We start from the raw sequence: 14307 nt of genomic DNA on the forward strand, positions 1-14307 counted from the left end.
TCATCGGCAACGGCCAAGTGATCAGGCGTCTTCGCGGTGTTTGTCATCTTCGCCCTGCCCGGCCTTCCCGGTATTTTCGGTACTATCGGGCTTTTGACGGGGGGCTATGTCACGCGAAACCAAAATGGGGCTGTTTTCTTTTTCGCGCAGCACATCAAGGTCTTCGTAGGTTTTCGACGAAACCCGCGGCTGATTCTGTTCTTCGGGAGAACGGCGATCCGGTGGGGTTACAATACCGCCAGACATCACCATCTTGATAGCCTCTTCGACCGACATATCAAGAATGACGACATCCTGACGCGGCACAAACAACAGGAAACCCGATGTCGGGTTTGGTGTTGTCGGCAAAAAGATGTTGATGACCGTATCTTCGGTAAGGTGTTGAACCTCACCCTTGGTTTCACCAGTAATGAACCCAATCGCCCACATGCCGCGGCGTGGATACTCAAGCAACACCGCCTGGCGGAATGCATTGGACTGATTGGCCAGAACCGTTTCAAGAATTTGTTTGATCGCACCATAGATACTGCGCACTGCCGGAATACGGCCCAGAATGCGCTCATACAGCTTAATCAAGGCACGACCGGCAAAGTTGGTGGTAAACCAGCCAACCATGGTGATGAACACCAGCATAACCAGAAGACCAAATCCCGGAATGCCGTATTCTTGGTAGCCGTCAGGAAGATATGCTTCGGGATTGTAATGTGCCGGGATCAGCGGCATCACCTTGCTGTCGACAAACTCGATAAACCACCAAGCCAGTCCAAAGGTAATCGCAAGCGGTGTACTGATCAGAACACCGGTCAGGAAATAGGCGCGCACACGCGCAAAGAAACCCGGGCTCGGCAGTGCGGAGCCGTGCTTGTCCGCGTCATGTTTATCATCGCGCTTGGCGTTCATTGGTCACCTGTACTGATAAGCCGCATTAGAATACCCAAACCGTAAGAATAGCTTTTGGCATTCACCATTTATCAGTATGAATATGGTACTACTGCGACATTGGATCAGGGATAACTCCCTATTTTGAAGTGATACCAGTATTCAAGATTGCGGTGCAACCAAACAAACAGCAAATCATCAAATAGCAGCCCGATGGAGTTATTTTGAAGGTCTGGATTGTCGAATACATATACGACGACAACGGGTCAGTCGGCATCAAAACATCCAAGGTACGCGCACCTGACTATGACACGGCGCGTCAGTTTGCGGTTGGAGATGCCCCGGCGATTGATTTTGTCATGTCGTTGCGTCCTGAATCAGAAGAACAGTTTTTGGGAGCCCCGACCATTCGCGCCCGCGAAATGACCGGGAAAATCGTTCACGAGGTCCCTGACCCCGATGATGATCTTGAAGACGACGAAGACGATGTCTGACCCTGATGTTCGTACATTCCTGCCGCGCCCCATCATCGGGGTCGGGGCTGTGGTTTGGCATAACGATCAGATCTTGCTGATCAAACGGGGCAAAGAACCCAACATTGGTAGCTGGAGCCTTCCTGGCGGGGCTCAAGAACTTGGCGAAACACTTGAACACGCGGTCAGACGCGAAATTCTTGAAGAAACTGGCATCGAAATATCCCCCCCGATCCTTGTTGACACGGTGGACCTGATTTCACCCGCATCGAATGGCATCATCCAGTATCATTATACCCTGATTGATTTTACTGCCGAGGCAGTTGGTGCGGATTTATGTGCCGGCGGAGATGCCGCCGATGCGCAATGGGTCGATGCAACCAGACTTGCCCCCTATAAGCTTTGGAACAAGACGATTGAAATGATCGAAAAGGCAAGACGTGTGCGCGGTAATGCGCAGCCGCGCTAAAGGCTCACGTCATGAGACCACAATGCGCCCAACCAAAGCGACCTGTGCCGATACCAGCAATGCCTCTATTCCTCATACAAAAAGGCGACACCCATTGGATGTCGCCTGATTTTGTCGGATGATTGAACTGATCACGCTGCGGCGTGTTGGCTCAGAACGCTTTCCTGAATTTTCTTAAAGGCACGGGCCTCAAGCTGACGGACACGTTCGCGGCTCACACCGAAACGTTCGCCGAGTTTCTCAAGCGTGATCGGATCGTCGCTGAGGAAACGGGCTTTGATGATTTCCTGTTCACGTTCCGGGAGTTCACCCATCGCGTTTTTCAGCATACCATTATTAAGCACGCGTTCTTCTTCGTTCCCGACCAGTGCCTCTGGACTTGGCGCATCCGATGACAGGGTATCGAGATACTCCATGCCTTCGTCTTTGGGCATCGGCGTATTGAGCGAGAAATCACGCGCCGCGAGACGGCGGTTCATATCAAGCGCTTCACGATCCGTAACGCCAAGTCTTTCGGCAACCTGAGATGCCTGTTCTGGCGACAATTCACCATTGTCATAGATGTTAAGCTGACGTTTGGCTTTGCGCAGGCTGAAGAACAGCTTTTTCTGTGCAGCCATCGTGCCAAGCTTAACCATCGACCAGCTTTGCAGGACGTATTCAGTTACGGCAGCACGGATCCACCACATCGCATAAGTCGACAGGCGGAAACCACGTTCCGGGTCAAATTTCTGAACCGCACGCATCAGACCGGTATTGCCCTCTGCCACAAGATCAGCCATCGGCAGGCCATAGCCGCGATACCCGAATGCAATTTTGGCAACAAGGCGTAAGTGACTGGTGACAAGCTTGTGCGCAGCAGCAGTATCGTCATGATCCTGATAACGGTGCGCAAGCATGTATTCTTCGTCCACGGTCAGCATTGGAAACTTCCAAACTTCGCGGAGATATCCCGAGAAACCGTCTTCCTGGGAAACAGCTGGTAATTTAATGGCGCTCATTTTCTGTCCTCCTGAGAGGTTAACGCGTCGACACCTGTATATGCATACGGAGCCAGTCAGAATTTAGATGACGCGCGAACACTGTCGTTTGTGAACTTATTCACGTGGATGACCGGATTAGGACCAAGAAGGTCAAAGTCGTCCGGTCGCATTTTCATCCCATTGAAAGGTCTATGGGAGAGGACAGCTGATGCGAAAAGAGTCTGTATTCATGGTGTCTCATCCTTACTTGAAGCAAATCGACAATTTCATTGTCCGCCAATAGGCCGGACTTCGATCCGGCGGTGCCTTTGGGCCCCCACCCGCACAATTAATATATCTAAACCCGACCAAATCCGTCAAGAACTTCTGACCAGCGTTTCAGTTATATTAATCACTCGATATCAGCGTTTTAATTTCTATACCCGACTTTTCCTGTCGGGAATTAAAAGCGCCAATAGTTCACGGTATAAACGATATAAGGCAAAACAAAGGCAAACGACCCAAATTGCGCAGCAGAGTTCACCATCAGTCACGTACTAGTGTTTTCAACGATCCGGACACAGAAAATGTTCCCGCCGAGCTGGAAATCACTACGATGGCGCGATACCATTATGTGTGCCCGCAAACGATCAAGACCGGAAGCCAAACCATGCTCGATTCCTCAGAAACAGACCTTTGCCCGTGCGGCAGCTCACGCGGATTTGATCACTGCTGCGGTCGGTTTCTGTCCGGTGCAGATTATCCGAGCACAGCGGAAGAATTGATGCGATCACGCTATTGCGCCTTTGTTCTGCGAAATGGCGTCTATCTGTCCGATACTATCGCCGCTGAAAACCGCGGTGCATTCGATGCAAAAAGCATTGAACACGATCAAACCGACTGGATCGGGCTTGAGATCATTGACCGCAAAGCAGGTGGATTACTCGATCAGACGGGACAGGTCGAATTCATTGCCCGATTTAATGAAAACGGGCAGCACCATCACCTCCATGAACGGTCAAACTTTGAACGCCGTACCGGTAAATGGGTGTATGTCGATGGCGATTTCCCAAATGCGAATGGTATCAAACCGGGCGCAGCGCCCCATCGGGTCGGACGTAATGATCCCTGCCCGTGTGGATCTGGCAAGAAATTAAAAAAATGCTGTGGATAAATATACACTGGCTGAGAAACTGAGGGTTCGTCAGCCTTTTCCGACCACTTCCAGTGCCCATTGGTGAAATAACCGGATAAGCTGGCTGTGCGCGTCGTCATAGGACAGCCAAATCAGTTCATGATCATCTTCAAGCGGCGGCCCAAGGCGTTCGACCATTTCACATTGAAAGAATGTGGCCCGCTTTAATCGGTAACGGCCCTTGCCCGGATTATTAATATACTGGGATGCAAATCCGATCCGGGACAGGATCCGAACCCGATAGCCCGATTCTTCATAGGCTTCCCGGTGAAGGGCATCACGTTCGCTTTCGCCCGGCTCAACCCCGCCGCCAATCAGGACCACACCCTTTGGTGTTTTGGCCACAGCAACCCTGCCCTGATCATCCTTGATGACCGCATAGGCACAATCCTGAACCGTATAACTTTGCCCCATGCGCGGGGTTCCAAATATCGGAGCGACCAAAATGGGCAACCTTGCCTTCGACCTGTGAGTGCAACCCCTGCTGCGCAGGATCGTATAATTGTTTTATACCGCAATAGCGCGATCAAGCATTCCTTGGCAACGTGTGACGTCAAATCGCAACGACGTTTCTCGTGCATCATTGAAATACGAACGTAATTCCTCATAGCTTGCCGGGATTACACACGCCCCACATTCAGCAACAAGTTTTTCATGGTATGGTGTCGGCAGATCAAGCGTCTTGCGTTTGTTCCTGAACAGGAATTTCTCGGATAATGCAAAATCATGCTGCATGTTGCGGTACAAAATTGTCTGGTAGTTCGCATGCAGGCCGATATTTCCGTCCGATGTAATCAGGAACAACGGAAACATCACGGCAAGATCCGGCAATACGCGATTGGGGTAAACCTGACCTTTCTAATACTTTGCAGCCAAATCTGCGTAACCATCATAATCGTTAATCGGAAACATTCTGGCTTTGGAAAGTGGCAATATTTCCACTTTATCCTTGCGGATGTCAACTGTGTCATTTGAGACATCGACATATAGACTGCCAAACTGAAAAGCGTTTTGAAAATACAGATTTCGCAGATTACCCCAGACACGTTTTGCCAAGCCACCGTTGCGTACAAAGTCACGGAGTGCAACTAGTCCGGGACTTGTTGCAGCACCAACCTTTTGCTCAAGAAGGCTTTTAACCCCAAGGGTGATTTCCTGACAAAACCCTTCCGGGTACGATTTTCCGCCCTTGTTGAGCGACACATCAAAACTTTGGTCATACTGCTGGCGCAGCAAAAGCATATCGTTATGCAATTCCTTGATCCGCGGCAGAAGGTATTTCTTGGTTAATTTGACCTGCTTGAAATTGACGGGTGATATCTGTTCGTCTTCTGCCCGTGCTGTAATGTCTTCAAGCATAAGCTTTTGAGGTGTCGTCACTATATGATCTGCTTATTCCAACGTTGGATCGCATTAAAATGGCATTGGATCGGCATAAAGAAAACACCCCAAAACACAGATCGCGTTTTGGGGTGCCTGAAAAATAACTTTGGAGCCTGACTTAGAACGGAATTTCGTCATCAAGGTCCGGGGCGCCTGACGGAGCGGAACCACCACCAGAGGACGAACTACCGTTGCCCCAGCCTGCGTCAGAACCGCCGCCACCGAAGTTGCCGCCATTGTCCTGGCCGCCGCCATATCCGCCGCCAGACGACGAACCACCACCCATTCCGCCGCCTTCACCGCCACGACTATCAAGCATGGTCAGGTTGGAGTTGAAGCCTTCCAGGACAATTTCAGTGGTGTAATTGTCTTTGCCGTCCTGCCCCTGCCATTTACGGGTCCGAAGCACGCCTTCGATGTAAAGCTTGCTGCCTTTTTTAACAAAGCGCTCTACGACATCGGCAAGGCCTTCGTTGAACACAACAATGCGGTGCCATTCGGTGCGCTCGCGACGCTCACCAGACTGACGGTCCCGCCACTGTTCGGAGGTCGCAATACTGAAATTGGCGATTTTCTTGCCAGCCTGGGTGAACCGGATTTCAGGGTCGCGGCCAAGGTTTCCGACGAGAATGACTTTATTGACACTGCCAGCCATGGGTTATCTTCCAAAGTTTGTGTTTGTCCGTGGCCCTGTATGCACAGGACTTGTGAGTTATCATTGCGCAAAAATGCGCTGCATTAAAGTTTCAAGTTCGACGCGGTCTATTTCATCAAATGAATTGAGTTCGACACTATCGACGTCGAGCACAGCAATCAACTGCCCATCAGCATTAACAACCGGCACGACGATTTCCGAATTGGACCGACTGTCGCACGCGATGTGTCCCGGAAAGGCATGCACATCGGCAACCAATTGCGTTTCGCGCGTTGACGCGGCCGTCCCGCAGACACCACGCCCAATCGGGATACGCAAACAGCCAAGCGTGCCTTGATACGGCCCGACAACCAGTTCATTTTGTTTATTGTGATCAACAACATAAAATCCCGTCCAAAAGTAATAGTCGAACTTTTCGGACAAGATGCAAGACACTGTTGCCATCAACGCAGTGACGTTTGTTTCGCCTTCGGTGATGCTAATCAGTTCTTTTATCGCTTCTTCATAAAGCGCCTTTTTCTGATCTGCCTGCATGATGGTCTCCTGAATTCTGAGAGACTACGAACTACCCGCTCGTCAGGCTTGAGACAAGGTTAAATTGATCCATATCCCAAAACAAAAGCACCCCCGACGACAGATCATCGCCGGGGGTTCGTCAGGCACAAATTAGATACGTTCAAATACGCTTGCCGGTTTCGGAGTCAAACAGATGGATCATGTCTGGGGTAATGGACAACGTAAGCACCGTGCCCTTGGCGAACTGATGCGTTCCCTGAACACGCAATGTCACGTTTTCATTCCCGATGCCAAAATCAAGATACACAAGCGTTTCCGCACCAAGCGATTCGACCATCCGCACAGAGGCGCTTACCGGCCCGGCATCATCGCCACACAGGCGGAAATGCTCGGGACGAATGCCAACCGTCACATTGCGTCCGGCCTCGACATCGTGATCAAGGTCAAGTTTGACCTTATCCCCGACAACAACATGCGTGCGATCATCTGATACTTTGCCGGGCAGGAAATTCATCGCCGGTGACCCGATGAAGCCCGCAACAAACAGGGTTTCGGGCTTTTCGTAAATATCGATCGGGCTTCCGATCTGTTCGGCAACACCCCCATTCATGACGATCAGACGGTCGGCCAGTGTCATGGCCTCGACCTGATCGTGGGTGACGTAAACCGATGTAATCCCAAGGCGTTGCTGAAGATTTTTGATTTCAAGGCGCATATCAACGCGCAATTTGGCATCAAGGTTGGACAATGGTTCGTCAAACAGGAAAACCTTTGGTTGCCGGACAATGGCACGCCCCATGGCCACACGCTGGCGCTGGCCACCCGAAAGCTGGCTTGGTTTGCGATCAAGATGGTCTTCAAGTTGCAAGATGCGCGCAGCTTCACGCACTTTGCTGTCGATTTCTGATTTGCTGTGGCCGCGGTTGCGAAGACCATAGGCCATGTTGTTGTAATTGCTCATGTGCGGATAGAGCGCATAGTTCTGGAAAACCATCGCAATGTCGCGATCCGCTGGCGCAACCTTGTTGACGACCTTGTCATCAATGCTGATCTCGCCGTCCGAAATGCTTTCAAGACCGGCAATCATGCGCAGCAAGGTGGACTTGCCACATCCTGATGGCCCGACAAGTACGGTAAATTCACCGTGCTGAATCTCAAGATCAATCCCGTGGATCGCCTTGTAGCCATTCGCGTAAGTTTTTTCGGCCTGATTAAGTGTAACAGTTGCCATCGTAGTATCCTGTATGCGGACAAGTTATTTTCAGTTCTGCGGATCAAGGGAGACAGAGCTTATTTTTCTGTCTCGACCAGACCTTTGACGAACATGCGTTGAAAGACCACCACCACCAGAACCGGCGGAATGGTTGCCATGATTGTCAGTGCGAATGCCTTAGGGAATTGCGGTATCTGCCCGCCTTCATAAAGCGAGTTATAGACCTGCTTGATCCCGATCACGATGGTATAGAGCTGATCATCGGTGGTCATCAAAAGCGGCCAGAGATACTGGTTCCAGCCCACGACAAACATGATGATAAAGATCGCTGCAATCATCGTGACCGATAACGGCACAAGAATATCGATGAAAAATCGAACGGGCCCTGCTCCATCCAGACGGGCTGCTTCAAGTAACTCATCTGGCACCGAACGGTAAAATTGCCGGAAGAAAAATGTCCCGGTTGCTGACGCAATCAACGGCAATATCAATCCCGTATAGGTGTTCAGCAAACCAAGGCTTGCGACGACTTCATATGACGGCACGATACGCACTTCGAGCGGCAATAAAAGGGTTGAGAAAACCACCCAAAACAGCGGAACAGCCAGCTTAAAGCGGAAGTAAACAATGGCATAAGCCGCCATCATCGAGATGATGACCTTGCCAATGGCAAAGCCAAGGCCAAGCACCATGCTGTTAAACAGCATTTCAAGGGCGGTCACCCTGCCCTTTGTTGCTGAGGGATCAAACAGGATTGCACCATAGTTTTCAAAAAAGTGCTCCCCCGGCCAAAACTGCAATCCGTTTTGAAAAACGAATTCACGGGTGTGGGTGGAAGACGCAAACGCGATCCAGACAGGCATGATCATAAAGAGCGCGCCAAGGATCAAAATTGCGTGGTTGGTAAATATACGCCATTTCGACTGATACATGACGGCCCCCTAGTAATGAACTTTGCGTTCGATGAAGCGGAACTGGAACACGGTCAAAACACTGACCATGATCATCAGCAAGACCGACTGGGCCGAACTGCCGCCCAAATCCGCACCAAGGAACCCGTCAACATAGACCTTGTAGACAAGCGTTGCGGTCGCCCCGCCGGGCGATCCTTTGGTCGATACATCAATGATGCCGAACGTTTCAAAGAAGGCGTACGTCAGATTGATCACCAGCAAGAAGAAGGTGGTTGGTGCCAATAACGGGAACGTAATTGTCCAGAACCGGCGTTCCGGGCTTTTGCAATCAAGTGTGGCTGCTTCCTGCACAGATTTGGGAATGCCCTGAAGCCCGGACAGGAAAAAGATGAAGTTCACGCTGACCTGTTTCCAGACGGCAATCAGAATGACGACAAATGCCGCGTCATTGGCATTCTCGATATGATTGAATTCAAAGCCAAAGCTGTTGAACGCCATATAAAGGTCCCCCATCAGGGGATTAAACAACATGTTACCCAGCAAGCCGGCCACTGGTGGCGCAATCGCATAGCCCCACATCAAAAGGGTTTTGTACGATTTGGCACCGCGCACGACTTCGTCGGCGCGTACCGCCAAAAACAAGGAAATTGCGATTGATAAGACCGAGACAAGAACAGAAAAGACGACCGTAAAAATAGCCGACCGCGTCCATGAGCTGCTCGACAGGACGTCTTCAAAATTTCTGAACCAGACAAACTGCGAAGACATGCCAAACGCGTCTTCAAGCAAGAATGACTGATACACAGCCTGGGCCGCAGGCCACAGGAAGAATATGGAAATAATCAGAATCTGGGGTGCAACAAAAAGATAGGGCACCGCGCTATGTTCAAATTGTACGCGCTTCATCGCCTACGCCACCTTCAAGCAAGTCCGGAAAATGCAAAACAGGGCGACCAACAAGGGCCGCCCCGCATTTGCGAAAAATAGATTAGTTCGAATAGGTGTCGTTGAAACGCTTCAGAAGACCGTTTGCTTCTTCTTCAATCGTTGCAAAGGCTGCATCGATGGTTTCTTCACCGTTCATCATCTTATCGACTTCGCGGTAAATAACTTCACGGATCTGAACATAGAAACCAAGGCGATAGCCTTTGGTCCAGTCACCACCTTCTTCCGAAAGCTGCTGAATGCCGACTTCTGCATCCGGGCTTTCTGTGTAGTAGCCGTCTTTTTTCGCCAACTCATAAGCAGCGTTGGTGATCGGAACGTAACCGGTTTCTTTGTGCCAGTAGTACTGGGTTTCCGGTTTGGTCAGGAATTTAAAGAATTCAGCAACGCCGGCATCTTGTTCAGCACTATGACCGGCAAAGGCAAACAGTGCTGCACCACCGATAAAGGTCGATTTCGGCGCGTCACCCACACCTTTCCAGTATGGAAGGGTCGAAGTGCCAAAATCAAACTGTGCGGATTTGCGCAAACCACCGAATGAGCCGGAAGAACCGATCCACATTGCGACCTGCTGCTGAACGAACGCATCCTGGTTCGCACCCCAAGCACGACCGTAGTAGCCGTAGTAACCGGCATCTTTCCAATCTTTGACGTGCTGCCAGTGATCTTTGAGCGCGTCATTGTTGTAAAGGACTTTGGCATCGGTGCTATCGTAACCGTTGTTGGCGGTTGCCATCTGCAGGTTATGACGCGACATGAAGTTTTCAAAGAAAATCCACGGGCTGTGCGACTGCGCAAGGGCGGTGTAACCGGCTTCTTTAAGCTTCGGTGCCGCCGCTTCGAATTCCTGCCAGGTTTTCGGAACATCTACGCCCGCTTTGGCCAACGCATCTTTGTTGTAATACAGAAGCGGGGTCGAGCTGTTGAACGGCATGCCGATCATTTTGCCGTCTGAATCGGCAAAGAAGTAACGCACACCCGGGATGTAGTCGTTAATGTCAAATTTGACATTGTTGGCTTCAAGCAGATCCTGAACTGGCTTAACCGCGCCCTTTGCATTGATGATGGTAGCGGCACCGGCATCAAATATCTGGATGATGTTTGGCTGGTTTTTCGCGCGGAACGCTGCGATGCCAGCCGTCATGGTGTCTTCGTAACCGCCCTTGTTGACAGCCACGAGATGGTATTCATCCTGGCTTGCGTTGAAGTCTGCGGTGATCTGGTCAACCACGCCACCAAGTGCCCCATCCATTGCGTGCCACCAGGTGATCTCGGTTGCGGCCTGTGCGGTGCTGCCAAGGGCAAACACTGCGGCAGCTGCCATTAGAGTTTTGCGAAACATGATTTGTTAGCTCCCAAATAAAAATACGTCTGCGTCAAACCGCCTGTTGTTCGGTTGAGCGCAACACGTCTTTTTTCTGTCGAGAACCGCATTTCCTCAAGTGACAGTTTTCGGAAATTTACTTTTTGAACTTATAAATACGCAATAATGACTATTTAACAGGGGCATTGTGCACGATATCCATAAACTAAAATGTTCAAGTGAACAGATATCAGAGCTATTTAGGCTTCCTTAATCACGAATACTTTTCCTTGAAACCAATATGGGTGAAGTTATTTTATCGTTTGATGTTTGACACTTATGTTAAAACAATATGACTCTGCCATATTACAGAAACACGCGCAGTGACGGCAAATAACAACTTGAACGTAAAGAAGGGCAGCAAATCTGCCGCCCTTCCAATATTTTCATTTGTGAACATTAAGTGCGTTAAACGATCATGACGTCTTGTCACGCTGCACAAACACCGATAGCAACGCAAGCCCGCCAGACACCACCATCAGCAACAGCGACAATGCATTCAACACCGGCGTCGACCCTTGTTTTAACCGGTCAAACATCGCGATTGTCAGAGGGGCATCCGACCCCACCAGCATCAAAGTCGTGTTGAAATTCTCAAACGACATTAAGAACGCAACGATACCTGCCCCCACCAAGGCGGGTTTCAGGAACGGAATGGTCACTGTCCAAAGGGCTGCACGCCGGGACGCGCCAAGATTTAAGGCCGCCTCTTCTAGGCTGACGTCAAATTTACGCAAGCGAGCTGAGATCACCAAGGTCGTGATCGTTGTGACAAAGGCAAACTGGCCAATAATCACAAGGAACAGCCCTGGACGCAGGAATTCAAGATCCCATCCAATAGCCTCCTCTACGCCATTGGCAATGGCATTGGAAAAGACGAGTATCGAGATGCCTAGAATAACCCCGGGAATGACCAGCGGTGACAGCGAAACAATATACAGCAGGTTCTTGCCCGGAAACTGGCTGCGTTCAAACAGAAACGCATTACATGTACCAACCGTGACCGACAGAACCGTCACCCAAAAGGCCACAAAGGCAGAGACACCAATGCTTTCAAGCAACTTACTGTCGTTGAAAATCCCGATATACGGCCCTTCGGCTCCAAAGAACCATGCCAGTGTGGCACCTTCCCACGGCATGGACGGGAACAGGCTGTCGTTGAACGCAAAGACGCCAACAACAATCAGTGGTGCACTGAGATAGATGAAAAATAGGGTGATATAGCCCGAATAAAGACCTTTATAGAATTTGGGCTGCGGAATACTTGGAATCATGATGCGCCTCTAGCCCACGGTTTCTGAAAGTGTCTGTTTGCTGAGCTTCAACCCGACCCAGACAATCAACGATGAAAGCACCAGCAACAAGAAGCCAAAGGCAGAACCCAATTCCCAGTTAAAGCGCGTGATGAACTGGGTGTAAATTTGCTCGGTGAACCACAGACTGTCCTTCCCGCCCAAAAGGTTCGGTGTCAGATAATTGCCCAACGTCAACATAAAGACAACGATACACCCCGATGCAATACCAGGCATTGCATGCGGGATGACGATGTCGCGGGTGACCGTAAAGCCATTGCCGCCAAGGTCATATCCCGCCTCGATCAGGCTATCGTCAAGACTGTCGAGGACCGATACCAGCGGCACGATCATAAACAGCATGGATGTGTAAACCAGACCGACCATAATCGTCGCATCATTATACAGCATTTCAACCGGCCCATCGGCAATTCCGGACCACTGCAAGAAGTTGCTGACCACACCGCTTTCACGCAGCAGGATCATCCAACCGAATGTCCGGACAAGTTCTGACACCCAGAACGGGATCAAACACATCAGGAACAAGACGTTCTTGCCCTTTCCGCGCATGAATTTTGCAATGTAGTAGGATACTGGAAAGCCGATTACCAGCGTTAGCAGGGTCGCAAAGATCGACATGACGGCGGTGCGAACGTAGGTATTCCAATACAGTGGCTCTGAGAAGAACTCGATATAATTGATCAGGCTGAACTCGTATTTTCCATACGAAATGCGTTCGCGCATCGACACCAGAAACAAGTCGATGTGCGGCAGAACCACCAGCAGGAACAGCCATAACAGCAACGGGAATGCCAATAAAAGCAACCCAAAGCGAAATGTGCCGCCTCCTTTTACAGAAGTACCATTGCTCATGCCGTTGCTCCACCATCTGACGTGGCAAAGCATCTGGTCTGCTCAAAGCTCCAGGACAGATTGATGTTATCGCCAGCCTTGACCGATGCGAACGCCCCGGTTTGCGGCAATGCGACGGTCATCTCGTGACCTGTGGTGGTTTCGCGTACCTGAAGACTGCTGGCAGCACCATTAAACAGCACGTTCTCAACCTTGGCCGACAGAGTGTTATCAACCGCCCCTTTGCCGTCAATGGCGATCACCTCAGGGCGAACAAAGACGTCAACCGCCTGCCCGTCTTTCAGGGCCGCATTCGCGTCGCGCTTGGCGACAACCATGCCTCCAGCCGCCAGATTGATTTCGACTTGATGGTCATTCCCGCCACCGACAACTCCGTGCCATCGGTTGCTTTCGCCGACAAATCCGGCAACAAACGCCGTTTGCGGATTGTAATAAAGATCTTGTGGCGCACCGACCTGCTCAAACCCGCCCGCATTCATTACGGCAACCTGATCAGACATCACAAGTGCTTCGGACTGATCATGGGTGATGTAGACAAAGGTGGTGCCGATCTCGTGCTGTAATTGCTTGAGCTCAACCTTCATATGTTCACGAAGCTTTAAATCAAGTGCGCCAAGCGGTTCATCAAGCAACAGCACCGCAGGATCAAGCACAAGACAGCGCGCAATCGCAATACGCTGTTTCTGCCCGCCTGAAAGCTGGCTGATCTGTTTTGGACCGGAATCGGGCAACCCCACGCGTGCCAGTGTTTCGCTGACCTTTTGGGTGATGGTGGCCTTGTTTACGCCGCGACGCTTTAAACCGTACGCCACGTTTTCCGCCACATTCATCATCGGAAACAGTGCCAGATGCTGGAAAACCATATTCACCGGGCGACGGTTTGGTGGAACACCCAAAACCGATGACCCCTTAATCAGAATATTGCCCGAAGTCGGCGCCTGAAAACCGGCAAGCATCCGAAGTAATGTGGTTTTCCCACAGCCACTTGGTCCTAGAATGGAAAAGAACGACCCCTTGGGAATGGCAAGCGAGATGTCATCCACAGCAGTAAAGTCGTCAAATTTTTTGACCACATTGCGGCATTCAAGGTCAAACTGATCAGCCATGGGAGCCCTGTTCACGTTATATTTTTTAATGAAATAACAACGACGGCCATTGCCATCGTAAAAAGCAGA

The 14307-nt window shown here is 50.6% G+C and carries 17 protein-coding genes; 3 read left to right on the forward strand and 14 right to left on the reverse strand.

The genetic code is table 11. The features are described from left to right. Positions 1-21: 21 nt before the first annotated feature. Entirely contained in the window at positions 22-900 is an 879-nt protein-coding gene (locus tag AC0VXT_RS09760) for a DUF502 domain-containing protein (RefSeq protein ID WP_101300433.1), read from the reverse strand. A 203-nt stretch (positions 901-1103) separates the two neighbouring features. Between AC0VXT_RS09760 and AC0VXT_RS09765 the strand changes: the two genes are divergently transcribed. Next, a complete protein-coding gene (locus AC0VXT_RS09765) occupies positions 1104-1373 on the forward strand; it encodes a hypothetical protein (protein WP_475548439.1) in 270 nt (89 codons plus the stop codon). Beyond that, the gene (locus tag AC0VXT_RS09770; RefSeq protein ID WP_475548440.1) at positions 1366-1821 is read left to right on the forward strand and encodes an NUDIX hydrolase; all 456 of its coding nucleotides are present in this window, start codon (positions 1366-1368) and stop codon (positions 1819-1821) included. The genes AC0VXT_RS09765 and AC0VXT_RS09770 overlap by 8 nt, the downstream gene beginning before the upstream one ends. Before the next feature lie 131 nt (positions 1822-1952). Here AC0VXT_RS09770 and rpoH read toward each other — a convergent pair whose 3' ends face one another. Continuing rightward, entirely contained in the window at positions 1953-2822 is an 870-nt protein-coding gene (gene rpoH, locus AC0VXT_RS09775) for an RNA polymerase sigma factor RpoH (RefSeq protein ID WP_022730809.1), read from the reverse strand. A 631-nt stretch (positions 2823-3453) separates the two neighbouring features. Between rpoH and AC0VXT_RS09780 the strand changes: the two genes are divergently transcribed. After that, positions 3454-3957 carry a YchJ family protein gene (locus AC0VXT_RS09780; RefSeq protein ID WP_475548441.1) on the forward strand — a complete coding sequence of 168 codons (504 nt, stop codon included), beginning with the start codon at positions 3454-3456 and terminating at the stop codon, positions 3955-3957. 30 nt (positions 3958-3987) lie between these two features. Here the strand turns inward: AC0VXT_RS09780 and AC0VXT_RS09785 are convergent, their stop codons facing one another. The 12 genes from AC0VXT_RS09785 to AC0VXT_RS09840 form a co-directional block, all read right to left on the reverse strand. Further along, positions 3988-4392, reverse strand: a complete 405-nt coding sequence (locus AC0VXT_RS09785; RefSeq protein WP_475548442.1) for an NUDIX domain-containing protein — start codon at positions 4390-4392, stop codon at positions 3988-3990. A 93-nt stretch (positions 4393-4485) separates the two neighbouring features. Next, positions 4486-4794, reverse strand: coding sequence for a hypothetical protein (locus AC0VXT_RS09790; RefSeq protein WP_475548443.1), 309 nt, complete (start codon positions 4792-4794; stop codon positions 4486-4488). A gap of 42 nt (positions 4795-4836) precedes the next feature. Further along, positions 4837-5358 carry a hypothetical protein gene (locus AC0VXT_RS09795; protein ID WP_475548444.1) on the reverse strand — a complete coding sequence of 174 codons (522 nt, stop codon included), beginning with the start codon at positions 5356-5358 and terminating at the stop codon, positions 4837-4839. Between the two features lie 121 nt (positions 5359-5479). Then, positions 5480-6016 (reverse strand): single-stranded DNA-binding protein, encoded by a 537-nt coding sequence (gene ssb / locus AC0VXT_RS09800; protein WP_475548445.1) that lies wholly within the window; start codon positions 6014-6016, stop codon positions 5480-5482. A gap of 60 nt (positions 6017-6076) precedes the next feature. Beyond that, on the reverse strand, positions 6077-6550 hold the full coding sequence (locus tag AC0VXT_RS09805; RefSeq protein ID WP_475548446.1) for a GAF domain-containing protein: 474 nt from the start codon (positions 6548-6550) through the stop codon (positions 6077-6079). A gap of 142 nt (positions 6551-6692) precedes the next feature. Beyond that, positions 6693-7763 (reverse strand): sn-glycerol-3-phosphate import ATP-binding protein UgpC, encoded by a 1071-nt coding sequence (locus AC0VXT_RS09810; RefSeq protein WP_475548447.1) that lies wholly within the window; start codon positions 7761-7763, stop codon positions 6693-6695. A gap of 59 nt (positions 7764-7822) precedes the next feature. Continuing rightward, positions 7823-8677 carry a sn-glycerol-3-phosphate ABC transporter permease UgpE gene (gene ugpE / locus AC0VXT_RS09815; RefSeq protein ID WP_475548448.1) on the reverse strand — a complete coding sequence of 285 codons (855 nt, stop codon included), beginning with the start codon at positions 8675-8677 and terminating at the stop codon, positions 7823-7825. Between the two features lie 9 nt (positions 8678-8686). Next, complete coding sequence (locus AC0VXT_RS09820; protein ID WP_101300418.1) at positions 8687-9565, reverse strand: ABC transporter permease subunit; 879 nt, start codon at positions 9563-9565, stop codon at positions 8687-8689. Positions 9566-9647: 82 nt separating this feature from the next. Next, on the reverse strand, positions 9648-10946 hold the full coding sequence (locus AC0VXT_RS09825; protein ID WP_417823724.1) for an extracellular solute-binding protein: 1299 nt from the start codon (positions 10944-10946) through the stop codon (positions 9648-9650). Positions 10947-11383: 437 nt separating this feature from the next. Then, entirely contained in the window at positions 11384-12241 is an 858-nt protein-coding gene (locus AC0VXT_RS09830; RefSeq protein WP_475548449.1) for an ABC transporter permease, read from the reverse strand. Between the two features lie 9 nt (positions 12242-12250). Further along, positions 12251-13132 (reverse strand): ABC transporter permease, encoded by an 882-nt coding sequence (locus AC0VXT_RS09835; RefSeq protein WP_475548450.1) that lies wholly within the window; start codon positions 13130-13132, stop codon positions 12251-12253. After that, complete coding sequence (locus tag AC0VXT_RS09840) at positions 13129-14238, reverse strand: ABC transporter ATP-binding protein (RefSeq protein WP_475548451.1); 1110 nt, start codon at positions 14236-14238, stop codon at positions 13129-13131. The genes AC0VXT_RS09835 and AC0VXT_RS09840 overlap by 4 nt, the downstream gene beginning before the upstream one ends. Between the last annotated feature and the right edge of the window lie 69 nt (positions 14239-14307).

It is taken from the genome of Thalassospira sp. Z349TD_5, assembly GCF_056173045.1.

What these genes read in the sequence shown, in the direction of transcription:
- AC0VXT_RS09785 (WP_475548442.1), bottom strand. Translation starts at nt 4,392, where the DNA reads ATGGGGCAAAGTTATACGGTTCAGGATTGTGCCTATGCGGTCATCAAG.
- rpoH (WP_022730809.1), bottom strand. Translation starts at nt 2,822, where the DNA reads ATGAGCGCCATTAAATTACCAGCTGTTTCCCAGGAAGACGGTTTCTCG.
- AC0VXT_RS09835 (WP_475548450.1), bottom strand. Translation starts at nt 13,132, where the DNA reads ATGAGCAATGGTACTTCTGTAAAAGGAGGCGGCACATTTCGCTTTGGG.
- AC0VXT_RS09810 (WP_475548447.1), bottom strand. Translation starts at nt 7,763, where the DNA reads ATGGCAACTGTTACACTTAATCAGGCCGAAAAAACTTACGCGAATGGC.
- AC0VXT_RS09770 (WP_475548440.1), top strand. Translation starts at nt 1,366, where the DNA reads ATGTCTGACCCTGATGTTCGTACATTCCTGCCGCGCCCCATCATCGGG.
- ugpE (WP_475548448.1), bottom strand. Translation starts at nt 8,677, where the DNA reads ATGTATCAGTCGAAATGGCGTATATTTACCAACCACGCAATTTTGATC.
- AC0VXT_RS09840 (WP_475548451.1), bottom strand. Translation starts at nt 14,238, where the DNA reads ATGGCTGATCAGTTTGACCTTGAATGCCGCAATGTGGTCAAAAAATTT.
- AC0VXT_RS09805 (WP_475548446.1), bottom strand. Translation starts at nt 6,550, where the DNA reads ATGCAGGCAGATCAGAAAAAGGCGCTTTATGAAGAAGCGATAAAAGAA.
- AC0VXT_RS09825 (WP_417823724.1), bottom strand. Translation starts at nt 10,946, where the DNA reads ATGTTTCGCAAAACTCTAATGGCAGCTGCCGCAGTGTTTGCCCTTGGC.
- ssb (WP_475548445.1), bottom strand. Translation starts at nt 6,016, where the DNA reads ATGGCTGGCAGTGTCAATAAAGTCATTCTCGTCGGAAACCTTGGCCGC.
- AC0VXT_RS09760 (WP_101300433.1), bottom strand. Translation starts at nt 900, where the DNA reads ATGAACGCCAAGCGCGATGATAAACATGACGCGGACAAGCACGGCTCC.
- AC0VXT_RS09820 (WP_101300418.1), bottom strand. Translation starts at nt 9,565, where the DNA reads ATGAAGCGCGTACAATTTGAACATAGCGCGGTGCCCTATCTTTTTGTT.
- AC0VXT_RS09780 (WP_475548441.1), top strand. Translation starts at nt 3,454, where the DNA reads ATGCTCGATTCCTCAGAAACAGACCTTTGCCCGTGCGGCAGCTCACGC.
- AC0VXT_RS09830 (WP_475548449.1), bottom strand. Translation starts at nt 12,241, where the DNA reads ATGATTCCAAGTATTCCGCAGCCCAAATTCTATAAAGGTCTTTATTCG.